Source organism: Xanthomonas cannabis, assembly GCF_040616535.1.
GTDB classification, from domain to species: domain Bacteria; phylum Pseudomonadota; class Gammaproteobacteria; order Xanthomonadales; family Xanthomonadaceae; genus Xanthomonas; species Xanthomonas cannabis.
Window position 1 is genome coordinate 1,489,957 of sequence record NZ_CP136580.1, and the last position, 26,238, is coordinate 1,516,194.

Consider the following 26,238-nt stretch of genomic DNA (forward strand, 5'->3'; position numbering starts at 1 on the left):
CGCGTCTCATCCCAAGGATCCTCCCGCATGTCGTTGTACTCGTCTGTCTCCCCGTCGCTGACGTCCGCCGCCCCGCATGCCGCTGCTCGCAGCACCGCTCCGCAGCGCACGCCGCTGGCGCGTGCCTGCGCCGGTCTGCTGCTGGCCTCGATGGCGGCCGCCGCATCGGCGCAGCAAGCGCCGAGCAGCCAGGGCGAGGGCAGCCCGACCGCTTTGGATGCCGTCACCGTCACCGCCGAGCACCGCGAGCAGAACCTGCAGGAGGTGCCGGTGTCGGTGGGCGTGGTGCAGGGCGCGGCGATGCGCGAGTACACCGCCGGTGGCGACGACACGCTGCTGGCGCTGTCCGGCCGCGTGCCGGGCTTCTATGCCGAGACCACCACCGGGCGCATCTTCCCGCGCTTCTATATCCGCGGCCTGGGCAATATCGACTTCTATCTCGGCGCCTCGCAGCCGGTGTCCATCATCCAGGACGACGTGGTGCTGGAGCACGTGGTGCTCAAGTCCAACCCGGTCTACGACGTGGACCAGGTCGAAGTGCTGCGCGGCCCGCAGGGCACTCTGTTCGGCCGCAATACCACCGCCGGCATCGTCAAGTTCGACACCGTCAAACCGGGCGATACCTATACCGGCCGTCTCGATGCCAGCTACGGCAGCTACAACACCGTGTCGCTGGACGGCGGTTTCGGTGGGCCGATCAACGACGTGCTGTCGTTCCGCGTGTCGGCCCTGTACCAGCACCGCGACGATTGGGTGGACAACACCTTTGCCGGCAGCAGCGCCGATGGCACGCGTACCCCGCGCAAGGACGCCATGGGCGGCTACAACGACCGCAACGTGCGCCTGCAGGTGCTGCTCAAGCCCAGCGAAGCGTTCTCGCTGCTGGGCTCGGTGCACACGCGCGACTACGACGGCACCTCCACGCTGTTCCTGCGCAACGCGGTCACCCGCGGCAGCGACAAGGTCGATGTGCCGCGCGACCGCGTGGCCTACGATGAAGCGCACGACAACCCGCAGGCCTATCAAACCGACGGCGGCTCGATCAAGGCAGTCTACGATTTCGGCGGCGTGTCGCTGACCTCCATCACCGCCTACGAAACCACCTCCGGCTTCAGCCGTGGCGACACCGATGGCGGCGCGGCTGCCAATTTCCCGGTCAACGGCGTGCCGAACGGGTTCGGCCAGTCGATGGGCCAGATCCGCGACCTGGACCAGTACACCCAGGAATTGCGCCTGGCCAGCGAGGGCGACGCTGCGCTGCAATGGCAGATGGGCGCGTTCTATTTCGATGGCCGCGACACCACCGATTTCTATCAGCGTGCCTTCTTCCTGCAGACCGCCGCGCGCAACCCGAACAACTGGGTGCGCCTGCGCAACACCAATACCTCATGGGCCGGTTTCGGCCAGCTCAGCTACAAGGCCACCGACGCGCTGACGCTCACCGCCGGTATCCGCCAGACCAAGGACACCAAGCAAACCCGCCTGCTCAAGACCGCCGACACCGCCGCCGGTGCGGTGACCTACCGTGGCCGCCGCGACGTGCGCATGTCCGACACCCAGCCCAGCTGGGACCTGAGCGCGATGTATGCAATCGACCCGCAGCTGAGCGTGTACGCACGCGTGGCACGCGGCTTCCGTGGTCCCACCATCCAGGGCCGCAGCGCGGTGTTCAATTCGGATTTCACCACCGCCGATTCGGAAACCATCCTGTCGTGGGAGGCCGGCATCAAGAGCAGCCTGTTCGACAATCGCCTGCGTTTGAATGTCAGCGGCTTCACCTACACCGTCGATGACATCCAGCTCAACGGCAACGACTCGGACGGCAATGGTGTGCTGTTCAATGCCGACAAGGCCAAGGCCTACGGTCTGGAAGCGGACCTGGACTGGCGCCCGATCTCCAACCTGTCGCTGACCGCCGGCCTGAGCCTGCTGCACAGCGAAATCAACGACAAGCGCGTGTTCGCGCAGGCCTGCGCGCTCAATGGCGTGGTGGTGTGCACGGTCAACGACCCCACTATCCGCGTGGGCGCCAACACCTTCGCGCAGATCGACGGCAACCCGCTGCCCAACGCGCCCAAGTACAACCTCAACCTGGCTGCGCGCTACGACATCCCCATGGGCAACGATGGCGCGTTCTTCGTGTCCACCGACTGGAACAAGCAGGGCGAGACCAGCTTCGTGCTGTACGACTCCACCGAGTTCCGCGCCGACGGCAACTTCGAAGGCGGCCTCAAGCTGGGTTACACCGGCGGCTACGGTGCGTGGGAAGTGGCGGCGTTTGCGCGCAACATCACCAACGAAAAGAACGTCAAGGGTGTGATCGAAAACTACATGGCGGCGGTGTACAACGAGCCGCGCATCGTGGGCGTGTCGGTCAACGTCAACTGGCAATAATGGGTTGACACGTTAAGTGCAGTCACTGCGGCGGATGCGTCGCAGTGATAGTTGCCGTGTGTCCATAGGCCAGCTGCGTGCATGCGCAGCTGGCCTTTTTGTTGGCTCATCGATTGCTCAGGACCGACCGCACCCAGCTGACGATCTGCGCACTGCTCACTGCGCCGGAATGCCGGCCGATCTCATGCCCGCCCTGGATGACCAGCAACGTGGGGATGCTGCGGATGCCAAAGCGCGTGCCCAGCGCCGGATGCAGGTCGGTGTCCACCTTGGCCAGCCGCACTTGTGGTTCCAGCGTGGCAGCGGCTGCGGCAAATTGCGGCGCCATGCTCAGGCACGGCCCGCACCACGGTGCCCAGAAATCCACCACCAGCGGCAGCGTGCTGCGTACCGCGTGCTTGTCGAAGTCGGCCGCCGACAGGGCGACCGGCGCGCGCTGGAATAGCGGCCGGTGGCAGCTGCCGCAGTTGGGTGCCTCGTGCAGGCGCGTGGCCGCCACGCGGTTCATCGCCGCGCAGCTGGGGCAGGCGATCAGAAGCGGTGCGTCGGTCATGCAGTGATCTCCGATGGTCAGGCAGTCCAGCGGCGGCGCCCTCGCGGCGCGCGCAACGGCGCACCGCCAGTGTACCGATCACGGCGCAGGCGCTTGTGTGCAACACCGCAGGCGAGCTGGCACCGCCGATGGCAGCATGCAGCTGGCATGCCGCCATCGCCCGGCATCACTCAGGCCGGTTGGCCCAAGGCCACTACCGGCACGAAGCCGCCATAGATCATGCGCTTGCCATCGAACGGCATCGGGTTGACGGCCGGGTCCATGCGCGGGTCGTCCATCATCTTGCGCATGCCGGCATCGCGGGTGGCCTTGTCCGGCCATTCGATCCACGAGAACACCACGGTTTCGTCGTCGGTGGCATCGACCGCACGCTGGAAGTCGGTCCATTGCCCCTGCTGGACGTCGTCGCCCCAGCACTCCACCACGCGCAGTGCGCCATATTCCATGATGATTGCATCGCCCATGCGGGCGTGCGCGATAAATGCATCCTTGTTCGCTCTGGGGACTGCAAGGACGAAACCATCCACATACGACATGACCACCTCCGCTGACATGACGCACAGCGTGCGCCTGATGATGACGAGACAGATCCTGATGCTGGAACGGGGGGCGGCAGGAGTGGGGCGGCGTCATGACGCCGGTGCGCTTGCTGGCGAGCATACGGCGCATTGCGCTGCCGAGCACTGCTCGCGCTCGCATAAGACGTGTGCAATGTCGAGCTCGCCCGGCGGGCGATTGCCTGCCAATCATTGCTGGATTTAGAAACGGATCAGTCCGCCAGCGGCAGCGCACAGCCGCGCGTCAGGCGGCCCGGCCGCCGTTGCCGCCGTCGACAAATGCATCAAGCGTGGAGCTGCGTTGGCCACGCGCGATGGTGCAGGCAAGCGCGGTTTTACCCAGCGCAACACCTGCTGCGCTCACGCCGCCAGGTTGTGCCGCCGCAGCCTGGCTTCGAACACCACGTCGCCGTCCTCGTTGCGGGCCTCCAGCGTGCCGCCGTGTGCCTTGACGAACTGATCGGCAATGAACAGCCCCAGGCCCAAGCCCTGGCTGGCGTGGAAACTCGCCTTGAACGGTTCGAACAGGCGCGGCATCAGGCTGTCGGGAATGTGCCCGGCATTGCGCACCGACAGCCGCACGACGTCGCGCTCGCGGCCGTCCAGATGCACCTGCACCGGGTGGCGGCCGCCGTGCAGCACCGCGTTGCCCACCAGATTGGAGACGACCTGCGCCAGCCGGTCGCCATCGCCGTCGCCGTCCAGGTCGCCCTCGGTGCGCAGGTCGATGGTGGTATGCGGGTTGGCCTGGGCCACCTCGCCGACCACGCTGTGCGCCACCTCGCCGAGATTGCAGGGACCGAACTGCATCGACAATCCATCGGTGCGCAGGCGCGAGAAATCTAGCAACTGTTCGACCATGCGCGCCATGCGCCGTGCGCTGTTTTCCAGGTGTTCGAGGGTGCGCGCCGCCGATCCGTCGGCATCCACGTCCAGGCTCAGCTTGTCGGCGCACAGCAGGATCACCGACAGCGGCGTGCGCAGGTCGTGGGTGAGCACCGCCATCATGGTTTCATTGAGGGTGAGCGCGCGTTCCAGCGAAGCATTGCGCGCCTTGAGCAGCCGCCGCTGCTGGTACAACTCGATGAACACGTTGACCTTGCTCAGGATCACATGCGGTTCGATCGGCTTGTGCAGGAAATCCACCGCGCCGGTCTCGTACCCCTGGAAGGCGCGCATCGGATCGTTCGGCGAGGCGGTCAGGAAAATGATCGGCACATGCCGGGTGCGCTGCGAACCGCGCATCAATTCTGCCAGCGAAAACCCGTCCATCTCCGGCATGTGCACATCGAGCAGTGCCAGCGCCACATCGTGTTCGAGCAGCAACTCCAGTGCCTGCGCACCGGACGATGCGCACAGCACCTGGATGCCGTCGCGCTGCAACAGCGCCTGCATCGCCACCAGGTTCTGCGGCACGTCATCGACGATCAACAGCTTGGCGGGTTCGTCGCTGTGTGCAGCAAGGCCGGTTGCGGTGAGGTTCATGGATGAAAGGTTTCCAGTCGGCTGCAGATCGCCTGCAGGGTCAGCACCGCATCGGCACCGGCGTGGGCAAGTGCAGAGGCGGGCATCAGCGGGGAGGCGGCATCGTCGGGCAGCTGAATCCAGGCGGTGCCGCCGGCCGCGCGCACGGCGGCCACACCGGCGCTGCCGTCGCTGCTGGCGCCGGTGAGCAGGATCGCCAGCAGGCGCTCGGCAAACACGTCGGCGGCCGATTCGAACAACGGGTCGATGGCCGGGCGCGAAAACAGCACCGGCGCATCCATCGACAGCGCCAGGCTGTCGCGGCTTTCCACCAGCAGATGGTAGTCGGGCGGGGCAATGGTGACCGTGCCGGGCAGCAAGGGTTGCTTGTCTTCGGCCTCGCGCACCGGTAGCGCGCAGCGCGCATCCAGCAGTTCGGCCACGTGGCTGGCGCGGTCGCGCGGCAGATGCAGCACCACCAGGACCGGCATCGGCAGGTTGCCGGGCAGGCGCGACAACAGCGCCTGCAACGCCATCACGCCGCCGGCGGATGCGCCGATCACCGTCGCCTCGAAGGGCGGATGCGCCGCTGCAGTGCTCATGCGGCCTTCCGGTACAGGCGCTGCTCGCGTGCGCAGGTCTCGAACGCCTGTGCATGCGCGCCGAACTGCAGCGACTCCTTGCTGCCCAGCCCGAGAAACCCGCGGTGCACCAGCGCATCGAAGAACAGGCCCACTGCGCGATCCTGCAGGCTGCGGTTGAAATAGATCAGCACATTGCGGCACGACACCAGATGCACTTCGGAAAACACCGTGTCGGTGGCCAGGCTGTGATCGGCGAAGACGATGTTGCGCTTCAGGCGGCGGTCGAACACCGCACCGTCGTAAGCGGTGGTGTAGTAATCCGACAGCGAGCCACGGCCGCCGGCCTCCAGGTAGTTGCGGCTGAACTGCGCGATGCGGTCGATGCCATAGGCGCCGGCCTCGGCCATGGTCAGCGCTTCCGGATTGATGTCGGTGGCATAGATCACCGCCCGCTCCAGCAAGCCTTCCTCGTGCAGCAGGATCGCCAGCGACCAGACTTCTTCGCCGGTGCTGCATCCGGCCACCCACAGCTTGATCGAGGGATAGGTGCGCAGGACCGGCACTGCATGCTCGCGCAGCACGCGGAAGTAGGCCGGGTCGCGGAACATTTCCGAGACCTGCACGGTGAAGAACTGCATCGCCTGGGCAAACGCATCCGGCTCGTGCAGCAGCCGGTGTTGCAGATCGGCCACCCGCTCGCATTCGAAGCGCGCCATTGCGTGACGCATGCGTCGCCGCAGCGACGACACCGCGTAGTCACGGAAGTCGTAGTGATAGCGCTGGTAGACCGCTTCCAGCAGCACGCGCAGCTCCAGGTCGAACAGCTCCACCGGAGTCATTGCCGCGAGCACCACACGCGGCACAGCGACACCAGCTTGTCCACGTCGATGGGCTTGGCGATGTAGTCGTTGGCACCGGCCTCCAGGCAGCGTTCGCGGTCGTCGGCCATCGCCTTGGCGGTCAGCGCGATGATCGGCAGGTCCTGCCACTGGCGGTTGGCGCGGATCTGCCGCATCGCGGTGATGCCATCCATCTCCGGCATCATGATGTCCATCAGCACCAGGTCCACGTCGTGCTTGGCCAGATGCTCCAATGCCTCGCGGCCATTGCGTGCGATCTGCAGCGTGACGCCCAGCGGTTCGAGCACGCTGGACAGCGCAAAGATGTTGCGCACATCGTCTTCGGCCAGCAATACGGTGGCGCCATCGAGTACTGCATCGCGGCGACGCGCCTCGCGCAGCAGCCGTTGCTGGTCGCTCGGCAGCGAGGCTTCCACGCTGTGCAGGAACAGCGTCACTTCGTCGAGCAGCCGCTCCGGCGACCGCACGCCCTTGATGATGATGCTCTTGGAATACCGGCGCAGGCGCTGTTCTTCGTCGCGCGTCAAGGCACGGCCGGTGTAGACGATCACCGGCGGAAAGGCGACTGCATCGTTGCCGGCCATGCGTTCCAGCAGGTCGTAGCCGCTGCCGTCCGGCAGGGCCAGGTCGGTCACCATGCAGTCGAAGGTGGAGCCGGCCAGCTGCTCCATCGCCTCGGCAATGCTGCCGACCGCAACGATGTCCAGCTGATCGCGCGCCAGCAGCAATTGCAGGTTCGCGCGCAGCGCGCTGTCGTCTTCGACGATCAGCAGGCGCCGCACCGCGCGCGCATTGGTTTCTTCCAGCTGGCGGATCGCACCGGCCAGCCGCTCGCGCGTGGCCGGCTTGATCAGATATCCCACCGCACCCAGCTCCAGTGCAATCTGGCTGCGCTCCAGCGCCGACACCACATGCACCGGGATATGGCGCGTGGCCGGGTCGCGCTTGAGGCGTTCGAGCACGCTCAGCCCGGAAGCGTCCGGCAGGCCGATGTCCAGCAGGATGCCGCTGGGGCGCAGTTCGCCGGCAAGGCGCAGCGCTTCTTCGGCATTGGGCGCGACCACGCAGTCGAAGTCCAGTTCATGCGCCAGATCGACCAGGGCCTGCGCAAACCGGGTCTCGTCTTCCACCGCCATGATCAGCCGCCCGGGGCGCGTACGCTGGTCGCGATCGTCGTCGGCACGTTGCAGCGGCGCGGCGCTGGGCGCGGGAATCGGCAGCGGCTGCGGCGGACTGGCGATGGCGACGGCCTCGTTGACACGCGCGGGCACGCGGGCGCCGTCGTGCGGGTGCCGCTGCGCCGTGGTGACGGGGGGCGATGCGGTGGCCGCGCCGGGTGCCTGGGCCGCAGTGCCGGTCTCTGCAGGCGCGCCGTCGACGGGCAGTTCCAGCGTGAAGCAGCTGCCGCGTCCCGGTTCGCTGTCCACCGCGATGCTGCCGCCCATGCGTTGCGCAAGATCGCGCGAGATCGACAGGCCCAGCCCGGTGCCGCCATAGCGCCGCCGCGTGCTGCCGTCGGCCTGACGGAATGCCTCGAAGATCACCTCGGTCTGTTCGCGCGCGATGCCGATACCGGTGTCGTTGACCTTGAACAGCACGCGCCCTGGCGCATGCGCCTGCACCGACAGGCTCACCGTGCCATGCTCGGTGAACTTGATTGCATTGGCCAGCAGGTTCTTGAGGATCTGCTGCAGACGTTGGTTGTCCACCACCAGCTGGGTCGGCGCACCGGCGTCGGCGCCGATCTCCAGGCTCAGGCCTTTTTGCCGTGCCAACGGTTCGAAGGTCTCGCGCAGCCGCTGCAGCACCGAACTGGTCGCCACGGTTTCATCGGCCAGCTCCACGTGCCCGGCTTCGATCTTGGACAGGTCCAGGATGTCGTTGATCAGCGCAAGCAGATCGTTGTTGGACGACAGGATCGCCTGGGCGTACTTGACCTGCTCGGTGCTGAGCGTGCCGTCCTTGTTGTCGGCCAGCAGCTTGGCCAGGATCAGTGCGCTATTGAGCGGGGTGCGCAGCTCATGCGACATGTTGGCCAGAAACTCGGACTTGTAGCGCGAGGCGGTGGACAACTCGTTGCTGTTGCGCACCAGCTGATTCTGCGCGATCAACAAGGCCTGTTTCTGTGCCTCCAGCGCCTGGGTGCGTTCTTCCAGCTGCACGTTGGTCTGTTCCAGCTCGGCCTGCTGTTGCTCCAGATCGCTCTGCGATTGCTGCAGGCTGCGGCTTTGTTCTTCCAGCTCTTCGTTGGCAACGCGCAGTTCTTCCTGCTGCGTCTGCAGCTCTTCGCTCTGGCGTTGGGTCTCTTCCAGCAAGGCCACCAGCTGCGCACGCAGCAGCGCGGTGCGCAGCGCCAGGCCGATGTTTTCACCGCAACGGGCAAGCAGCTCCTGTTCGCGCGAGCCGGCCGTCTGCGCGCCGGTGACGCGGCCCAGTTCCACCAGGCCGATCACGCGGCCGTCGGCGGTGACCGGCGCCAGCAGCAGTTCCGTGCATGCGCTCTGGCCCAGCCCGGAGGCAATCTGCAGATGCCCGGCCTCCACCCCACGCACCCGGCGCACCGTGCCACGCTGCAGCACCTCGCCCCATTGGCCGGCATTGGTCGGCAGGGTCTTGGGGATATCTGCCGGCAGCGCTGCGCCGCCGGTGAGCCGCAGGCGCTCGCCTTCGATGCGATACAGCGCGCCCACCTGCGCATCCAGCGTGTCGCACAGCGCGCGCAAGGCGGCGTCGGCCAGATCTTCCGGGCTTTGATCGCCGCGCAGGCTCGCCTCGACGGTGTTCTCGGCCTGCTGCAGCCACAGCGCGAATTCGGCCTGGCGCCGGGCACGGATTGCCTGCGTCACCACCAGCGCCATCGCCAGGAACGACACGCCACCGATGCTGCGGTTGATCGAGGAAAAACTTGAATTGGTGCTCGGCGGCGCCAGCTGGAACCCGATCGCCAACAGCACGCACGACAGCACACCCACCACCAGCGGCGCCTGCGGGCGATTCTGGAAAACGGTCACGCCCACGGCCATGAAATAGGTCAACCACACCGCATAACCCAGGGGCGTCACCAACTCCACGCCCAGGGTTCCCGCCATCAAGGCCCCCGCGATGACCCACACCCAGCGGTCGCGTGTGGTCGAGATGTTCTGCATGAGGCGCACGCACCGACGAAAGGGGGGGCGGTCATGGTATCCGATAAGTTTCACGCGCCAATCGCCGGGTTTTTGACGCTTTTGCGGCCGGGTTGGCTTGCACGCACCCTTCACGGCAACGTCACTAACGTCGCGCGTTTTTCCGGGAACCTCGCGCAAAATGGGTACGGAAACGGTCATCGACAACGCGGGCCCGCTGTCGCACGACAGCCGGCAGTGCCAGCTGTTGGTGCAGAGCGTTTCCGATTACGCCATCTACATGCTCGACATCGGTGGGTATGTTCGCAGCTGGAACCCGGGCGGGGAGCGAATCAAGGGCTATTCCGCCGCTGAAGTGCTCGGCTCGCATTTTTCGCGTTTCTATCTTCCCGAAGACGTGCAGCGCGACGAGCCCACCCGCAACCTGGAAATTGCCAAGCGCCAGGGGCGCCTTGCCGCCGAAGGCTGGCGTGTGCGCAAGGACGGCAGCCGTTTCTGGGCCAGCGTGGTGATCGAGCCGGTGCTGGAATTCGGCGTGCTGGTGGGGTTTGCCAAGATCACCCGTGACATCACCGAGCGCCACGAAGCGCAGCGCCTGCTGCAACATGCCCAGGAGGCCTTGTTGCACTCGCAGAAAACCGAGGCGCTGGGCCGGCTGACGCTGGGCATGGCGCACGACTTCAACAACCTGCTGACAGTGATGGTGACCAGCCTCGACCTGATCGCGCTGCGCGCCGGCGAGGATGCGCGCACCCGCATGTTGGTGGAGGCCGCACAGACCGCCGTGGATCGCGGCACCTTGCTGACGCGCCAGCTGCTTGCGTTTGCGCGCGGCCAGCGCCTGATTCCGGAACGTCACGCGGCCAACGCGGTGGTGACGCGCTCGCTGGAATTGTTGCGCCGTGCCTGCCCGGCCGGCGTCGGGTTGTCACTGACCTTCGCCGATGCGCTGCCGGATGTGCGCGTGGACCCCGGGCAGCTGGAAGCGGCCCTGCTCAATCTTGTCTTCAACAGCTGCGATGCAATGCCCGGCGGTGGCGCGATCGAGCTGACCACTGCCGCGCAACGGCGGGTGGCGCCCTCGGATCCGCACGGCGTGCCGCGTGCATACGTCGGCATCGCGGTGCGTGACGACGGCCCCGGCATGTCGGCGCAGGTGGCGCGTTGCGCCAGCGAGCCGTTTTTCACCACCAAGGACGTCGGCAAGGGCTCCGGCCTGGGATTGAGCCAGGTGTATGGCTTTGCTTCCCAATCCGGCGGCTTTGTCGAGCTTGACACCGCACCCGGGTGCGGCACCACCGTGACCCTGTTTCTTCCGGCCATCGAGGAGGCCGAGCATGACTGAATCCCTGCGCCTGTTGATGGTGGAAGATCAAGAAGAACTGCGCGAGTTGATCGGCGAGGCGCTGCGCGATGCCGGCATCAGTGTCGATACCGCCGACGACGGGCATGCTGCATTGCGCATGCTGCGCGACAGCGGCCCTTACGATGTGGTGTTCAGCGACATCCGCATGCCCAACGGCATGTCGGGTATCGAACTGAGCGAGCAGGTGGCGCAACTGCTGCCGGACGCGCGCGTCATCCTGGCTTCGGGCTTTGCCAAGGCGCAGCTGCCGCCACTGCCGCCGCACGTGGATTTCCTGCCCAAACCCTATCGCCTGCGTCAGCTCATCGACATGCTGAAGGGCGCTGCCGCCAACGCCTGAGCGCGTACGGCAGCGTTGCAGCGGCGGCTCAGCGACTCTGGTAGTAGACCTGGTCGATGGCGATCTCCACCGGCGCTGCCGGCGCATCGGCCGCCAGCATGAAGGGCTGTCTGACCGCCTGCAGGTCCAGGTCGTGGAATGCACCGAGCGGGATCGTGACCTCGTGCCAGGCACCATCGCGCACCACGCCGTACTGATTGCCACCGGGCGCAATGGCCACCCAGCTGTCGCCGAAGCTGGTGTTGATGCCGATCCTGAAGGGAGAGGCGGTCGTGGTCTTCACCTGCAGTTTGAGCGCGCCGCCCGCGTAGGCCGCCAGATTGCGGTAATCGCTCTGGATCCCCAACCCGTACCAGGCACCGGCGTTGGCACGGTAGGCCATCACGTTGCGGCCCTCGAACGGCGCCTGCGCGATCGGGGTGAGGTTGTTCCATAGGTACAGCTCGGCATCCTGGCCAAGGGTCAGTCGTGCGCTGGTGTCGGTCTGGTCGGTGAATACGCCGAAGCGTCCCGCCGGCGCGGCATGCTGGTTGCCCACGTACAGCTGCGCCCCGGGGTTTTGATACAGCCGGATGTAGTCCACTTCCATCTTTCCCGGCAGCGGCGCGGTCACTGCGGCCGGCGAGGTCACGCCGGTATAGGTACCTCCGACAGCGAGATTGAGCAGCAGGTAGTGCTGCTGATGGAACTCGTGCAACGAGGCGCCCTCGATATTGGAGATCGCAAATTCAAAATAGTGCTGGCCATCGATCGAAATACGGATGAATTGCGGGTCCCAGGTCATGCGATACACATGGAAATCGTTGTGCAGGTTCACCGGGCTGGTGTAGCTGGTGTCGTAATCGGCTTGCGAGCCGTTGTAGTCCCAGTGCACGGCCGCGCCGATGCGGCGGTTGGCGGTGCCGTTGGCGATCGCGGCAGCCATGCCGGCTTCCATCAGATCGATTTCACCGCGCCCGGGCCACACGCCGATCGTGCCCAGCATCCAGTAGGCCGGCCAGAGCCCGTTACCCACCACCGGCGTCTTGATGCGCGCTTCCAGCGTGCCGTACTGGAAGTGCATGCGGCCTTCGGTCTTGAGCCGCGCCGACGTGAACGGCATGCCGCCGAAGGCTTCGCGACGCGCTTCGATCACCAGCCGGCCATTTTCGATGCGCGCGTTGTCGGGGCGGCTGGTGTAGTACTGCATCTCGCCATTGCCCCAACCGCACAGGCCGATCTGACAGCCATTGCCGACATCGTAGGTCCACTTGCTGCCGTCGATGCCGGGCCCGTTGAAGTTGTCTTCCCACACCAGTGTCTGCGCATGCGCACCCGGTGTCAGGGCCATGCCCAGCACAACAGCGAACTGCATGGTGACGCTACGTAAGGCGCGCATGCGTGTCTCCAACGATGGACCGGATGGTCCGTGAAGGAGCGACGCTGCGCAGTGGCTACGTCGGAGTCAACGCAATTGAACGCGGCGTTTCAGTTCCGTGGTGTTCATTCCGGAATATTTCATCATTGGCATGACGCCGGTCGCAGATGGCGCCTGCGGCATGTTGCGTGGCAGCAGCGGACGGGAGTGGGCATGCGTGTTGCGTGCCGTCGCGCAGTCGTACGCCGAGCGATGGCAGGTACATCGTGTTGAAGCGGTTGCAAGCGCATGCGGGGCAGCCGTGCGCGCTGCCTTCGTCCAGGCACGCGATCGCCGCATGCGTTCGAGGCGACACCCCCGTGGCGATAGGCAAACAGCGCGGTGCGCCTCGTCAGTGCCCTGCGTGCACGGTCCAGGCCACCAGGCGGATCACCAGCGGCCGCACCACCAGCACGCAGCAGAACGCGGTAGGCATGGCGATGCGATAGGCATCGAGCGCGCGCCACACCAGGTCCGGCGTGGGCCCGGTGGTGATGCCGGTGATGACCAGGCACATCAGCAGCGCCATGATCGCGGCCATGTAGAACGCAAACACGAAGGGCGTGGCGCGCACGCCGAGCTTCCAGCGCGGGCGCACCATCGCAGACGAAGAGGGGGACGACGACATGGCAGGACCTCGGTTGCCGCACAGCGGCGGGATGGCCGAACTCTAGGGCAGCCGTGGCGCACGGGGTAGATCGCGTAAGCTTGCGGCTTACGTAAGTAAATCTTACGAATCGCGCCGCGATACTTGCTCAACTAATGAATATTCTTCAGTCGATTCGAAGCTTTGTCGGCACGGTCGATGCCGGCAGCATTGCCGGCGGGGCCAAGTTGCTTGGCGTCAGCCCTGCGGCGGTCAGCCAGAACATCGCGCGTCTGGAGCAGCACCTGGGCGTGCGTTTGCTGCATCGAACCACCCGCAGCCTGGCACTGACCGAGCGCGGTGCGGTGTACTTCGAGCAGGTGCGGCAGCTGGAGCGTGACCTGGAGCGTGCCCGGCAACTGGTGGCCGGCCCGCAGCAGGCACCGGCAGGCCGATTGCGCGTGGCCAGCACCGCCGCGTTCGCGCGTCACGTGCTGGCCCCGATGCTGCCGGCGCTGCGCCAGCAGTACCCGCAACTGGAGATCGAGCTGCTGTGCACCGACCGGGTGGTGCAGCACGCGCAGGAAAGCGTGGATGTCAGCCTGCGCATCGAGGCGCAACTGGAAGACGGCCTGGTGGCGCGCTGTATCGCGATGGTGCCGTTCGTGGTGTGCGCCGCGCCCGAGTATCTGGCCCGCTGCGGCACACCGACGCGGCCGGATGAGCTGAAGTATCACGACTGCCTGCTGCTGCGCTATCCGGCCGATGGCCGCTTCCTGCGCTGGAACTTCATACGCGACGGCGTGCGTTTCCAGCCGCAGCTTGGCCAGGCGCTGGTCAGCGACGACGTCGATGCGCTGGCCACCATGGCCGCTGCCGGTGGCGGCATCACGCGGCTGGCCGCATTCGTCGTGCAACCGTATCTGCAGCGCGGCCAGCTGCAGCAGCTGTTCACCCCCGACAGCGCCGACACCGGCCAGGCCGCACTCGAACCATTGCGCCTGTATCTGTGCGTGGCCGACCGCCGCGACTTCACCCCGAAGGTGCGCGCCTTCATGGAGCACGTACTGCAGCGCCTGCCACCGGACTGGCGGGTCACCGAGCCGGCATTGGCGCCGGGCTCGGCGTAGAACCGCAGCAGCGCAGCGACCAGCGGCGTTGCTCCAGGCATGCCGGAGGCCAACCCGGCACTTGCAGACGCCTCGACTGCGGCACGCCTGTCGAGCGATGCCATGCGCCGCGTCATTCCAGCCTGAGCATCACCACCGCATGCGCGGGCAGCGCCACCGTCAAGGCCTTGCCCTGCACGCGTGCACCGTTGAACGGCCTCGGCTCCACCACATGCGGCTGCGCGAAGCTGTTGTGCGCGGTGATCGCCGCCGCACTGAGGATCTGTCCTTCCACACGCCGCGGCGCAAGGCTTTGCACGTCCACGCTGACGTTGGCGGGTGCGGTGGCGTCCAGGTTGGTCAGCGCGACATACACATGGCCATCCTTTGCCTTGACTGCCGAGCCGTGCACCGCCGGCACCTGCGTATTGCCGTGGCGGTAGTGCGGTGTCTGCAACTGCAGCGGCAGGTGGGTGGCGTCCTGATAGGGCTTGTACAGGGCAAACACGTGGTAGGTCGGCGTCAGCACCATCTTGTCGCCATCGGTAAGAATCATCGCCTGCAACACGTTGACCATCTGCGCGATATTGGCCATGCGCACGCGCTCGGCGTGGTTGCTGAAGATGTCGATATTCAATGCCGCCACCAGGGCATCGCGCAGGCTGTTCTGCTGATGCAGGAATCCCGGGTTTGCGCCGGGCAGGCCGGCGTACCAGGTGCCCCATTCGTCGACCACCAGCGCCACCTTCTTGCCGGGGTCGTATTTGTCCATGATCGCGCTGTGCCTGGTGATCAATTCGTCCATCACCAGCGTGCGCGACAGCGTGTCGATCCAGGCGCTTTCGTCGAAATCGGTCGAGGAGGCGCGCGGCGGCCAGCCACCGGGCACCGTGTAGTAATGCAGGCTCAGGCCGTCCATCAGCGTGCCGGCGTCGCGCATCATCACCTCGGTCCAGTGATAGTCGTCGTTGTTGGGGCCGGGCGCGATCTTGCGCAGCGTCTGATTGGCCGGCGCCTTGACGAAGGTCTGGTAGCGCCGATACACGTCGGCGGCATATTCCACCCGCATGTTGCCGCCGCAACCCCACAGCTCGTTGCCCACGCCGAAGTAGGGCACCTGCCAGGGCGCATCGCGGCCGTTGGCGCGGCGCTCGCTGGCCAGGCTGGAGCGGGTGTCGGCGGTCATGTATTCGGTCCACTGCGCGATCTCGTCCGGCGCCGCATTGCCGACATTGCCGGCGATATAGGCCTGGGTGCCGAGCAGCTCGGTGAAGTCCATGAACTCATGGGTGCCGAAGCGATTGGACTCTTCCACGCCGCCCCAGTGCGTGTTGACGCGGATCGGGCGCCTGGCCGGCGCGCCGACACCGTCGCGCCAGTGGTATTCGTCGGCAAAGCAGCCGCCCGGCCAGCGGATGTTGGGCACCGCGATGGCCTTCAACGCCGCGAGCACGTCGTTGCGGTAGCCGCGCGTGTTGGGAATGGAGGCGTCCTCGCCCACCCACACGCCGCCATAGATGCCGGTACCCAGGTGTTCGGCAAACTGCCCGAACAGCTGCCGCGACACCTGTGCACCGGGTTGGTCCGCACGCAAGCTACCGGTCACCTCGACCTCGGCAGCGCAGGCGATGCAGGCACTGGTCGCCAGGGTGACGGCAACGAGCGCGGGCAGCAGCCGCCGGCGTGAGGTCTGCAACGCGAGGGAGATCCAATGCATCGGCGGGGCGCTCCTGTAGGGGGGGCGAGGTGTTGGCGCACTGCCGGCGCAGCCGCATGCCGGTAGCGTAGTGGCAGTGGTGGTGCTGTGTCGCTGCATCGCGTTCGCCGCTGGCGAATCCTGCCGCGCCCGCGCAATGCGGTGCGGCCTGGTCGTCGTTCGGCAGGCCAGGATGTGCGCAAGGGCATGGTCGGGGCGCGCGCGACGCGGCTATGCTCGCGGGCTTCCATCCGCAGTGGGGCGATTCATGCAGCGAGTGTTCGGGCAGTTGCCAGACGGTGTCGAGGTTCACGCGCTCAGCTTGCGCAGCGACGACGGGCTGGAGGCGGACGTCCTTACCTACGGCGGCATCCTGCACGCGCTGCGGCTGACCACCGCGCAGGGCGTGGTACCGCTGCTGCTGGGTCTGCCGGACCTGCCGGCCTACGCCGCCGATGGCGACAGCCTCAACATCCTGGTGGGCCGCTTCGGCAATCGTATCGGTGGTGCACGCTATACGTTGGACGGGGTGACCCATACGCTGGCCGCCAACGAGGGGCGCAACCAGTTGCACGGCGGCGAGCGCGGTTTCGGGCGGCGGGTCTGGACGGTACTGGAGCAGGCAACCGATCAGGTGCTGCTGGGCTACGACTCGCCCGACGGCGAAGAGGGCTACCCCGGCAACCTGCAGGTGCGCGCCCGGCTTGCGCTGCAGCAGCGCAGCCTGCATCTGGACTTCGAAGCCCGTTGCGATGCGGCCACGCCGTTGAACCTGACCCATCACCCGTATTTCAATCTGTCCGGCGACCCGCAGCGGCGTGCCGCAGCGCAGGTGCTGCGGGTGCCTGCCGACCGCTATCTCCCGGTGGACGCAGAATCCATCCCGACCGGGGAGATTGCGTCGGTGGCCGGCACACCGTTCGATTTCCGCGACCCCGCCGCGCTGGCCGAGCGGATCGACCCGGCGCATCCGCAGGTCGTGCTCGGCAAGGGCTACGACCAGTGTCTGGTGCTGGCGCCAGGCGCCGACCGGGTCGCCGAGCTGTACTCGCCGCACAGTGGCGTGGCCATGCGCATCCTCAGCGACGCGCCGGCGGTGCAGGTCTACGAGGGGCAGCATCTGGACGCGCATCATCCGGGCCTGGGCCGCGGGGTGTGCCTGGAACCGCAGAGCTACCCGGACGCCCCCAACCACGCCAACTTTCCTTCGACCATCCTGCGTCCCGGCGAGGTCCATCGCCGCCGCATCGTCTATCGCTTCGCCACGCCAGGCCCGGATCAGCCGTGGGAAGCGGTCAGCGCTGCACTCGATGGCTGAGCAGCGCTGACGGGTCCAGGCAGATGCCCTGGATCCGCCGACACACGCATTACGCAACCATCGGGCAGGCGTGACCGATGTCGAGGGACGGCACGGGTTCCGCGTCCTTGCGGCTCGTCCGTGCCGTCCGCGCACCGTGCACCCGCGCGCAACCGCGTGTCAGCCGACCGCCGGCGCGGCGTGCTGGCATCTGTCGGTTCGGGCCGAATCGCCGGGGTGATCTCTGGTCAGGCGCGGTACGACACACAGGCACCGGGCCTGCAGGACACAAGCGGCCGGCCACGTGCAGGACTCGCTGCATGGCAGGCAGCGCCCGCCTGCGCGATCAGCGCGGCCCCAGCACCAGTTCGATCACGAACTTGCTGCCGAAGAACGACAGCACCAGCAGCGCCATGGCGGTCAGCGTCCAGTGCACGGCCTTGGTGCCGCGCCAGCCATTACGCCAGCGGCCGACCAGCAGCGCGCCAAACACGATCCACGACAGGATGCTGAGCACGGTCTTGTGCAGCAATCGTTGCGCCAGGAAATCCTGCACGAACAGCAGCCCGGTCAGCAGGGTCAGGCTCAGCAATACGAAGCCGACGGTGATCGTGCGGAACAGCAGGGTTTCCAGTTCGGTCAACGGCGGCAGCGCGCGCAGCCAGGGATGGAAGTCGCGCCGCCGCAACGCCCGTTCCTGCAGCCACAACATGATGGCCAGCAGGGCGGCGATGCCCAGGGTGGCGTAGGCCAGCAGCGCCATCCAGGCGTGCAGTTCCAGCCGCCAGCCCAGGTCTGCGCTCGGCTCATGGCCGTAGGCGTGGTAACAGGCCAGCAGGATGGCCGACAACGGAAACACCACCACGCCCACCGCTGCCATGCGGCCGCGCCCGCCGAACACCGCGGTCAACGCCGCCATGCCCAGGCCGGTCAGCGACAGCGCGGCAAAGAAATGCATGTCCGGCCCGCCCGCGGTGCGGAACGCCACCAGCACGTGATAGCCGGCGTGCAGCGCAACTGCAGCCAGCGCCGGCGCCAACCAGCGCGCAGGGGCCTGGTTGCCATCGCGCAGCACCGCCCGGGTGAGCAGGGCGGCAGCCAGCAGGTACAGGGCGAACGCGATGAGAACGATTGTCATCGTGGAAGTTTCGCATATTGGTGGGGCGGGGATTCGGGAATCGGGATTCGGGAATCGGGAATCGGGAATCGGGAATCGGGAATCGGGAATCGGGAATGGGGAATGGGGAATGGGGAATGGGGAATGGGGAATGGGGAATGGGGAATGGGGAATGGGGAATGGGGAATGGGGAATGGGGAATGGGGAATTGGCAAAGCCGGGCCGGGGGCGTGGGGATAGGCGGGCAGGCAAGTGTGCTGGTTGGTAGCGAGTGGGTATGGGTAAGCCTGCCTGCGGGCGTGGCCGCTGACGTCGGGCTCTGCGGTGCTGCTGCCCTGGTTGCAGGGACTGCCGAGCGCCGGAGGGATTTGCCCTGGATTGGCTCGCTTCGGCCGGCGGTCGATTGGGGCGGGGCGTTGGCTGGTGCCGCTATAATCGGTGCCCGTTTCCCCTCACGCGGTCCTTTGCGCATGTTCGAGTCCCTTACCCAACGTCTCTCCGGCACCATGGAGCGCCTGCGCGGCCGCGGCCGCCTGACCGAGGAGAACATCCGCGAAGCCACCCGTGAAGTGCGCATCGCGCTGCTGGAAGCCGACGTCGCGCTGCCGGTGGTGCAGGCGCTGATCGAACGCATCAAGGTGCGCGCGGTGGGCCAGGAAGTGCTCAAGTCGCTGACCCCCGGCCAGGCGCTGATCAAGATCGTGCGCGACGAGCTCACCGCGGTCATGGGCGCGGCGGCGGCCGACCTCAACCTCAACGTGCCGGCACCGGCGATCATCATGATGGCCGGCCTGCAGGGTGCGGGCAAGACCACCACGGTCGGCAAGCTCGCCAAGCACCTGAAGGAAAAGCGCAAGAAAAAGGTCATGGTGGTCTCTGCCGACGTCTACCGCCCGGCTGCGATCGAGCAGCTCAAGACCCTGGCCGAGCAGGTCGGCGTGCTGTTCTTCCCGTCCGACGCCTCGCAGAAGCCGGTCGACATCGTGCGCGCCGCCATCAGCGACGCACGCAAGTCGTTTGCCGACGTGCTGCTGGTCGATACCGCCGGTCGCCTGGCGATCGATCAGGCGATGATGGACGAGATCAAGGCGCTGCACGCCGCGATCACCCCCACCGAAACCCTGTTCGTGGTCGATGCGATGACCGGCCAGGACGCCGCCAACACCGCCAAGGCCTTCGGCGAGGCGCTGCCGCTGACCGGCGTGGTGCTGACCAAGACCGACGGCGACGCCCGTGGCGGTGCCGCGCTGAGCGTGCGCTACATCACCGGCAAGCCGATCAAGTTCGTCGGTACCGGCGAAAAGACCGACGGCCTGGATGTGTTCCATCCCGATCGCGTCGCCAGCCGCATCCTGGACATGGGCGACGTGCTGTCGCTGGTGGAGCAGGTCGAGCACAGCGTCGATCAGGAAAAGGCCGCCAAGCTCGCTGCCAAGGTCGCCAAAGGCAAGAAGTTCGACCTCAACGACATGAAAGAGCAGCTCGAGCAGATGCAGAACATGGGCGGCATCCATGGGCTGATGGACAAGCTGCCGGGCATGGGTCAGATCCCGGACAACGTCAAGCAGCAGGTCACCGGCAAGGAAGTGCCGCGCATGATCGCCATCATCAATTCGATGACCAAGAAGGAGCGCCGCAACCCGGCGTTGCTCAATGGCTCGCGCCGTGCCCGCATCGCACGCGGCTCGGGCATGCAGCCGGCTGACGTCAACAAGCTGATGAAGCAGTACCAGCAGATGGAAAAGATGATGGGCAAGCTGGCCGGCGGCGGCATGAAGGGCCTGATGCGCAACATGAAGGGCATGATGGGTGCCATGGGCGGCCGCGGCGGCATGCCGTTCCGTTGAGCAACCTGCGCAGGTTGCGCGCGCTGTGAGCACATCCGCAGGCGCGCACTGCGTGCATCTGGCGCTGGCCCTCGTGCTGGCGTGGCAGCTAACGGCAGGGTGGGCGTTACTGCCGGCAAGCGTTGTGTTGTGGTTGTGTATCGCACTGGTGGTCGCAGGAATCGACCGCCTGTCTGGCGCCCGCCCGGTCGCAGCACCGGCGTCGACGCCCACCTCCCAAGCGCAGGGTGGCGGCACTGGCGGCGGCATCGGCGGTACGCCGGCCATCGCTCGCCTGCCGCGACGCAACGCAGCCGCAAAACGCGTCGTCGCGCAGAACGTGCACGACACGTCGGTGCGCCAGTGGCGGCGCCATATCATGGACGTGGCGCCATACGAAGAAGAACGCTACCCGCGGCAGGACATCTGCACCACGGTCGAGGTGTTCCTGCGTGCGGGCGACCATCTCGTGCTGGCGTTCCATCCTGCCAACGATGCTGCAGGTGTGGCCGCGTGGCGCTGCGATGTGTGGCACCCGGGTGGCACGCAATCGCAGTGGTGGGAGGTGCCCGCCGATGGCGAGGTGGACGTGCCGGTCACCCGCTCCGGGGTGTATTCGATCGGCATCGGCCAGGCCTATGGAACGTGCCCCGGCATGGTCGCGCTTTGGCTGCGCGTGCCCGAGCCGGATCGGCTGGCACTGCCGCTGCAGCCCACGTTCGGGTCGGCCATGCGATACGCGCGTCGCGACGACGGTGCGGCGGTGGTGCATCTCGAAGACGACGCACAGCTGCAGTCGCAGGCGCATCTGCCGTCAGTGCCCGTGCACGGCGCGCCCGCTGGCTCGATGTTGTTGTTCGCCAGTGCCGACGATGCCTGGGATGTGTCCGCAGGTTCCGATCCGGCATCGTCGTGGCGTGCCGACAACACCCATCTTTACCGTTACTTCCTGCGCCTGAGCCAGGGCGACGTGCTGACGCTGGAACTGGCCTGGGCCGGCGAGCACTTCGATCGCCCGTTGCCGTTGCCCGATCAATGCACCGGTCGCACGCAGGGCGAGGTGCGTGTGTTCAAGCTGGTGCGTGGGCCGGATCTGGTGCATGCATGGGCGAGCGCGGCACCGGCCGCCTGCATGCAGATGACCTGTCCTGTCGATGGCGATTACTGCCTGGAACTGCGGCTGTTCGGCCCGCCGGCATGGCGCCAGCAAGCCGTTGCTGCAGTTGTCGACCTGCGCGTGTGGGGTGATTACCTGCAGCGTCCTCGGAGCTTGCGTGCATTCGCGTTGCAGGATGTCTGGGTCGAAGACTGGTACCGGCAAGTGATGCCGGTGCCGGTGGATTGAGAGAACGAAGAACGAACCCCTGTGCTCGGCGCCACATGGGGCGGCCGGAGCTCGGTGCGGCATGTAGCAGCGGTATGCACCGGCAACTGCATGTCCACCTGATCACGGTTACCACGTTTGGTGGCCGCTCCAGACGCAACGTGCGGCATGCAGTGCATGCGCGAACTACCGTCTTGCGCGTGTCGGCATCCGCATCCGTCCATCGCGGTTACCATGCTCCGTCTCGTGGCCGCCGAGGTGGTGGATGACCAGATTCTCCAACGTCGATGCCTTCCAGCAACGCTTCGGCCTGCGCCTGCCGATCCTGCTCAGCCCCATGGCCGGCGCCTGTCCGGTGCCGTTGTCGGCAGCGGTCGCCAATGCCGGTGGCATGGGCGCGATGGGTGCGGTGCTGTCGCAGCCGCAGGACATCGTGACGTGGATGGCCGCCTTTCGTGAGGCAAGTGCCGGGCCTGCGCAAGTCAATCTGTGGATTCCCGATCCGGCGCCTGTCCGCGATGCCGCTGCCGAAGCGCGCCTGCGGGTGTTTCTTGCGCAGTGGGGGCCGCCAGTGCTGGAGGCAGCAGGCGATGCAATGCCAGCCGATTTCGACGCGCAATTCGATGCATTGCTGAACGCGTGCCCGGCGGTGGCCTCATCGATCATGGGTGTGTTCCGACCCGGCCAGGTTGCGCGCCTCAAGCATGCGGGCATCGCCTGGTTCGCCTGCGCCACCACGCTGGAAGAAGCACTGGCGGCGCAGGCAGCCGGGGCCGATGCCGTGGTCGCGCAAGGCGCCGAGGCCGGCGGTCACCGCGGCGCGTTCGATGCCAGCCGCGCCGCGCAGCAGATGACCGGGCTGTTTGCCCTGCTGCCGCGGCTGGTCGATGGCCTGGAGATCCCGGTCATCGCCGCGGGCGGGATTGCCGACGCGCGCGGCATTGCCGCGGCGCTGGCGCTGGGCGCCAGTGCAGTGCAGATCGGCACCGGTCTGCTGCGCACGCCCGAGGCTGCCTTGCCCGGCGCCTGGGCCGACGCATTGGCAGCCGCCGAGCCGGAACATACCCTGCCAACCCGCGCGTTTTCAGGTCGGTTGGGGCGGGCATTGCTCACCCCTTACGTGCGCGCCGCCACTGCTGCGGATGCGCCGCCGCCTGCGCCGTATCCGGTGCAGCGCGGCCTCACCGCTGCGATGCGCCAGGCAGCGGCGCGCGACAACCGTCTGGAGGCGATGCAGGCCTGGGCAGGCCAGTCGGCCTGGATGGCGCCGGCGCAGCCGGCCGCACAATTGGTCGTGCAGTGGTGGGAGCAGACGCAGGCACTGCTGTGTCGCTGATCTTCTGTAATGGCCAGGCGGCAACGGCGCAGCAACTCGGCGCAGCCGCCCTGATCAACTACGGGCACTTCACGACGCTGCAGGTGCGCAACGCCGCCGTGCGCGGGCTGGATCTGCATCTGCAACGCCTGCAACACGACAGTGCCGCCCTGTTCGGCGCACCGATCGATGTCTCACTGGTGCGCGCGTATCTGCGCGCGGCGTTGGCCAGTGCCGGTCGCGTGGATGCGAGCGTGCGCATCACCGTGTTTTCGCAGGCGTTCGCGCTGCGCGATCCATCGCGCCAGGTGGCGCTGGACGTATTGATTTCGCTATCGCCGGCTGCGCAACTGCCCGATGCCGCGCTGCGCGTGCACGCAGTCACCCATGTGCGCGAGCAGGCGCAGTGCAAGCACGTCGGCACCTTCGCGCTGTTGCATCTGCGTCGCCAGGCGATGGCTGCCGGCGTTGACGATGCGGTGTTGGTCGATCCCCAGGGCCATGTGCTGGAAGGGGCGTTCTGGAATGTCGGGTTCTGGCAGCAGGGCAGGGTGGTCTGGCCGGCCGGGCCGGCGCTGGACGGCACCCAGCAGCGGTTGTTGCAGGCCGGACTGCAGGCGCTCGGCATCGCGCAGACCTCCCGCCCGGTCGCCCTTGACGAGCTCGCCAGCTTCGACGGTGGTTTCAGCTGCAATGCGCGGGGGCAGCAGGCCATCGTGGCCATGGGCCCGGCGCAGTGGTCGGCCGCTGCCGCGCAGCTGCCGCTGCTGGAGCGGGCGCTGCAAACCCAGGCCTGGCAAGGGATCTGAGCAAAAATACCGGCTGGCTTGGCTTCGCTGAGGGAGCCCGCTATAATCGCCGGCTTACCGCGCCACTCTGGCGACTGGGCAACTCAGGAAAACGACACCATGGTCAAGATTCGACTGACCCGCGGCGGCGCCAAGAAGCGTCCGTTCTACCACATCATCGTGACCGACGTGCGCAGCGCGCGCGACGGCCGCAACATCGAGCGCGTGGGTTACTACAACCCGGTTGCGCAGGGCGCCGAACCGCGCGTCGTGCTCGATATCGCCCGCGTCGACCATTGGGTCGGCAACGGTGCACAGCTGACCGACAAGGTGCGTAACCTGTACCGCGAAGCGTCCAAGTCCCAGGCCGCTGCGGCCTGATCTTGAGGCCGGGCGTGTTTGCCCGGCCAGAGTCGACACAGATGAAGCCGACCGAGCGCCGCATCCTGTTAGGCAGGATTGTCGGCGCTTTTGGTGTCAAGGGTGAGCTGAAGCTCGAATCCTGGACCGAACCGCGCAGTGCGATCTTCCGGTATCAGCCGTGGGTCGTGCGCACGCCATCGGGGCAGGAGTCGGTCGTGAGCGGCGTACGGGGACGTGATCAGGGCAAGAATCTGATCGCGGTGTTCCCCGAGGTGACCGACCGCGACACCGTCGAGGCCATGCATGGCACCGAAATCTACGTTGCCCGCAGCGCCTTGCCGCCGCCCAAGCCCGACGAATACTACTGGGTGGATCTGGAAGGATTGCAGGTGGAAACCGTCGAGGGCGTCAAGCTCGGGACGGTGTCGCACCTGTTTTCCACCGGCTCCAACGATGTGGTGGTCGTGCGCGGCGATCGCGAGCGGATGATTCCGTTCGTGCTGCCGGAGTTCGTCAAATCGGTGGACTTCGAGGCCAATCTGATCGTGGTCGACTGGGACCCGGATTTCTGATCGAAGCGGTGCCCCGGCGCCGCTTTTGCTCTACCCATTCTCCATTCCCGATTCCCGATTCCCGTGCGCATCGACGTCATCAGCCTGTTCCCGGAGTTCATCGCGCAGTGCGCGGCGTTCGGCGTGGTCGGGCGGGCGCAGGAGCGCGGTCTGCTGGACCTGCAGGGCTGGAATCCGCGCGACCATGCGCAGGGCAACTACCGCCGCGTGGACGATCGTCCCTTCGGTGGCGGGCCCGGCATGGTGATGCTGATCGAGCCATTGCGGGCCTGTCTGGAGGCGGTGCAGGCCGCCGACGCGCGACCGGCGCCGGTGATCTATCTCAGCCCGCAGGGACGTCCGCTCACCCAGCCCCTCGCGCGCGAGCTGGCGCAGTTGCCGCGCATGGTCTTGCTGTGCGGGCGCTATGAAGGGGTGGACGAGCGTTTCCTGGCCAACGCGGTGGATATGGAAATCTCCATCGGCGACTACGTGTTGTCCGGTGGCGAGTTGGGCGCTGCAGTCCTTGTGGATGTGGTGACGCGGCTGCAGGACGGCGTGTTGAACGACGCCGAGTCTGCCGCGCAGGACAGTTTCGAAGGCCCGCAAGGCCTGCTGGACTGCCCGCACTACAGCCACCCGTCGGCGCATGCCTGGGGCGATGTGCCCGAGGTATTGCGCTCGGGCAACCATGGCGCGATTGCGCGCTGGCGCCGGCAGCAGTCGCTGGGCCGGACCTGGCTGCGTCGTCCCGATCTGCTGGACGAGGCAGGCCTGGACAAGCACGATCGTCGTCTCCTGGAGGAGTTTCGCCGCGAACTCACCCGGGGCGACGAGAAATAAGGGCGCACCCCTAGCCCTTGAAGAATTGATTGGGGTACAATATGCGGCTTGCTGGCCAGCCTTGCGTCTGGCCCTCTTACGAACCTCGAGCAATCGCCGTGCGGCGACTGCCGGTCCAATATCACCAGACACGCGGTGCCCACCATGAGCAAACTCAACAAGACCATCCTGGCTGACTTCGAAGCCGCCCAGATTCAGCGCAAGCTGCCGGAATTCAACCAGGGCGACACCGTTGTGGTGAACGTCAAGGTGAAGGAAGGCAACCGCGAGCGCGTGCAGGCCTATGAGGGCGTGGTGATCGGTACCAAGAATGCCGGCCTGAACTCCGCCTTCACCGTGCGCAAGATCTCGCACGGTTTCGGCGTTGAGCGCGTGTTCCAGACCCACAGCGCCATCATCGACTCGGTCGAAGTGAAGCGCCGCGGTAAGGTCCGCGCCGGCAAGCTGTACTACCTGCGTGGCCTGGAAGGCAAGGCTGCCCGCATCAAGGAAGATCTGGCCGCCGCTGCGCAGGCCAAGGCCGCTCGCCAGGCTGCTGCCAAGGCCGAGTAAGCCACACTGCTGGCAGGTCTCATCGATCTGCCACTGCCAAACGGCCGCCCTTGGGCGGCCGTTTGCGTTTGTGGAACCGGAATGGCGACAGCGCTCGAAATCGGCATGGTGCCACTCGCGCACTGCGGTTCTGGCCGCGATGCCCGCAGCCACCTGACAACCGCGCGCTACGTCTTGTTAGCCGTTCTCAAGTCGCAGCTCGAGGCCGGTCAATGCAGCGCATCGCCATCGA

General features: G+C 66.6%; 23 protein-coding genes and 1 other RNA gene. 14 read left to right on the forward strand and 10 right to left on the reverse strand.

The window, feature by feature from the left end; genetic code table 11:
- Nucleotides 1-27: 27 nt before the first annotated feature.
- Nucleotides 28-2,394 carry a TonB-dependent receptor domain-containing protein gene (locus RZV17_RS06390; RefSeq protein ID WP_166751311.1) on the forward strand — a complete coding sequence of 789 codons (2,367 nt, stop codon included), beginning with the start codon at nucleotides 28-30 and terminating at the stop codon, nucleotides 2,392-2,394.
- 106 nt (nucleotides 2,395-2,500) lie between these two features.
- Here the strand turns inward: RZV17_RS06390 and trxC are convergent, their stop codons facing one another.
- The 6 genes from trxC to RZV17_RS06420 form a co-directional block, all read right to left on the reverse strand.
- A complete protein-coding gene (gene trxC, locus RZV17_RS06395) occupies nucleotides 2,501-2,947 on the reverse strand; it encodes a thioredoxin TrxC (RefSeq protein ID WP_047696008.1) in 447 nt (148 codons plus the stop codon).
- A gap of 170 nt (nucleotides 2,948-3,117) precedes the next feature.
- Nucleotides 3,118-3,483, reverse strand: coding sequence for a DUF1428 domain-containing protein (locus RZV17_RS06400; protein ID WP_039410146.1), 366 nt, complete (start codon nucleotides 3,481-3,483; stop codon nucleotides 3,118-3,120).
- 381 nt (nucleotides 3,484-3,864) lie between these two features.
- Nucleotides 3,865-4,989 (reverse strand): hybrid sensor histidine kinase/response regulator, encoded by a 1,125-nt coding sequence (locus tag RZV17_RS06405; RefSeq protein ID WP_179454791.1) that lies wholly within the window; start codon nucleotides 4,987-4,989, stop codon nucleotides 3,865-3,867.
- A complete protein-coding gene (locus RZV17_RS06410) occupies nucleotides 4,986-5,570 on the reverse strand; it encodes a chemotaxis protein CheB (RefSeq protein WP_355608027.1) in 585 nt (194 codons plus the stop codon). The genes RZV17_RS06405 and RZV17_RS06410 overlap by 4 nt, the downstream gene beginning before the upstream one ends.
- Nucleotides 5,567-6,415 (reverse strand): protein-glutamate O-methyltransferase CheR, encoded by an 849-nt coding sequence (locus tag RZV17_RS06415; protein WP_179454789.1) that lies wholly within the window; start codon nucleotides 6,413-6,415, stop codon nucleotides 5,567-5,569. Before RZV17_RS06415 ends, RZV17_RS06410 begins: the two co-directional genes overlap by 4 nt.
- Nucleotides 6,388-9,558 (reverse strand): response regulator, encoded by a 3,171-nt coding sequence (locus RZV17_RS06420; protein WP_355608030.1) that lies wholly within the window; start codon nucleotides 9,556-9,558, stop codon nucleotides 6,388-6,390. Before RZV17_RS06420 ends, RZV17_RS06415 begins: the two co-directional genes overlap by 28 nt.
- A 160-nt stretch (nucleotides 9,559-9,718) precedes the next feature.
- Between RZV17_RS06420 and RZV17_RS06425 the strand changes: the two genes are divergently transcribed.
- Nucleotides 9,719-10,882, forward strand: coding sequence for a PAS domain-containing sensor histidine kinase (locus RZV17_RS06425; RefSeq protein WP_104581013.1), 1,164 nt, complete (start codon nucleotides 9,719-9,721; stop codon nucleotides 10,880-10,882).
- Nucleotides 10,875-11,243: a response regulator gene (locus RZV17_RS06430; RefSeq protein ID WP_047696016.1), complete on the forward strand. Its 369-nt coding sequence runs from the start codon at nucleotides 10,875-10,877 to the stop codon at nucleotides 11,241-11,243. Before RZV17_RS06425 ends, RZV17_RS06430 begins: the two co-directional genes overlap by 8 nt.
- A gap of 28 nt (nucleotides 11,244-11,271) precedes the next feature.
- On the opposite strand, the gene RZV17_RS06435 is transcribed toward RZV17_RS06430, so the two are convergent.
- Together RZV17_RS06435 and RZV17_RS06440 are read right to left on the reverse strand one after the other, a co-directional pair.
- Nucleotides 11,272-12,621, reverse strand: a complete 1,350-nt coding sequence (locus tag RZV17_RS06435; protein ID WP_355608033.1) for a glycoside hydrolase family 16 protein — start codon at nucleotides 12,619-12,621, stop codon at nucleotides 11,272-11,274.
- Nucleotides 12,622-12,991: 370 nt separating this feature from the next.
- Nucleotides 12,992-13,267: a DUF2798 domain-containing protein gene (locus RZV17_RS06440; protein WP_184385660.1), complete on the reverse strand. Its 276-nt coding sequence runs from the start codon at nucleotides 13,265-13,267 to the stop codon at nucleotides 12,992-12,994.
- Between the two features lie 134 nt (nucleotides 13,268-13,401).
- Between RZV17_RS06440 and RZV17_RS06445 the strand changes: the two genes are divergently transcribed.
- Entirely contained in the window at nucleotides 13,402-14,355 is a 954-nt protein-coding gene (locus tag RZV17_RS06445) for a LysR family transcriptional regulator (RefSeq protein WP_355608037.1), read from the forward strand.
- 112 nt (nucleotides 14,356-14,467) lie between these two features.
- Here RZV17_RS06445 and RZV17_RS06450 read toward each other — a convergent pair whose 3' ends face one another.
- Nucleotides 14,468-16,051 carry an alpha-L-arabinofuranosidase C-terminal domain-containing protein gene (locus tag RZV17_RS06450; protein ID WP_355608040.1) on the reverse strand — a complete coding sequence of 528 codons (1,584 nt, stop codon included), beginning with the start codon at nucleotides 16,049-16,051 and terminating at the stop codon, nucleotides 14,468-14,470.
- 247 nt (nucleotides 16,052-16,298) lie between these two features.
- Between RZV17_RS06450 and RZV17_RS06455 the strand changes: the two genes are divergently transcribed.
- The gene (locus RZV17_RS06455; protein WP_355608042.1) at nucleotides 16,299-17,348 is read left to right on the forward strand and encodes an aldose epimerase family protein; all 1,050 of its coding nucleotides are present in this window, start codon (nucleotides 16,299-16,301) and stop codon (nucleotides 17,346-17,348) included.
- Between the two features lie 325 nt (nucleotides 17,349-17,673).
- Here RZV17_RS06455 and ccsA read toward each other — a convergent pair whose 3' ends face one another.
- Nucleotides 17,674-18,465 (reverse strand): inner membrane protein YpjD, encoded by a 792-nt coding sequence (gene ccsA, locus RZV17_RS06460; RefSeq protein WP_047696025.1) that lies wholly within the window; start codon nucleotides 18,463-18,465, stop codon nucleotides 17,674-17,676.
- 449 nt (nucleotides 18,466-18,914) lie between these two features.
- Between ccsA and ffh the strand changes: the two genes are divergently transcribed.
- The 9 genes from ffh (at nucleotide 18,915) to RZV17_RS06505 (ending at nucleotide 26,189) form a co-directional block, all read left to right on the forward strand.
- Nucleotides 18,915-20,291, forward strand: a complete 1,377-nt coding sequence (gene ffh / locus RZV17_RS06465; protein WP_355608045.1) for a signal recognition particle protein — start codon at nucleotides 18,915-18,917, stop codon at nucleotides 20,289-20,291.
- A 25-nt stretch (nucleotides 20,292-20,316) separates the two neighbouring features.
- Complete coding sequence (locus tag RZV17_RS06470; RefSeq protein ID WP_355608048.1) at nucleotides 20,317-21,615, forward strand: hypothetical protein; 1,299 nt, start codon at nucleotides 20,317-20,319, stop codon at nucleotides 21,613-21,615.
- 244 nt (nucleotides 21,616-21,859) lie between these two features.
- Nucleotides 21,860-22,930: a nitronate monooxygenase gene (locus RZV17_RS06475; RefSeq protein ID WP_355608051.1), complete on the forward strand. Its 1,071-nt coding sequence runs from the start codon at nucleotides 21,860-21,862 to the stop codon at nucleotides 22,928-22,930.
- Nucleotides 22,921-23,718 carry an aminotransferase class IV family protein gene (locus RZV17_RS06480; RefSeq protein ID WP_355608054.1) on the forward strand — a complete coding sequence of 266 codons (798 nt, stop codon included), beginning with the start codon at nucleotides 22,921-22,923 and terminating at the stop codon, nucleotides 23,716-23,718. The genes RZV17_RS06475 and RZV17_RS06480 overlap by 10 nt, the downstream gene beginning before the upstream one ends.
- 99 nt (nucleotides 23,719-23,817) lie before the next feature.
- On the forward strand, nucleotides 23,818-24,078 hold the full coding sequence (gene rpsP, locus RZV17_RS06485) for a 30S ribosomal protein S16 (protein WP_039414145.1): 261 nt from the start codon (nucleotides 23,818-23,820) through the stop codon (nucleotides 24,076-24,078).
- 41 nt (nucleotides 24,079-24,119) lie between these two features.
- Nucleotides 24,120-24,632, forward strand: coding sequence for a ribosome maturation factor RimM (gene rimM / locus RZV17_RS06490; RefSeq protein WP_184386865.1), 513 nt, complete (start codon nucleotides 24,120-24,122; stop codon nucleotides 24,630-24,632).
- 63 nt (nucleotides 24,633-24,695) lie between these two features.
- The gene (gene trmD / locus RZV17_RS06495; protein WP_039566185.1) at nucleotides 24,696-25,454 is read left to right on the forward strand and encodes a tRNA (guanosine(37)-N1)-methyltransferase TrmD; all 759 of its coding nucleotides are present in this window, start codon (nucleotides 24,696-24,698) and stop codon (nucleotides 25,452-25,454) included.
- A 144-nt stretch (nucleotides 25,455-25,598) separates the two neighbouring features.
- Complete coding sequence (gene rplS / locus RZV17_RS06500; RefSeq protein ID WP_005989873.1) at nucleotides 25,599-26,006, forward strand: 50S ribosomal protein L19; 408 nt, start codon at nucleotides 25,599-25,601, stop codon at nucleotides 26,004-26,006.
- 105 nt (nucleotides 26,007-26,111) lie between these two features.
- A non-coding RNA gene (locus RZV17_RS06505) (sX9 sRNA) lies at nucleotides 26,112-26,189 on the forward strand.
- The last annotated feature ends 49 nt before the right edge of the window (nucleotides 26,190-26,238 follow it).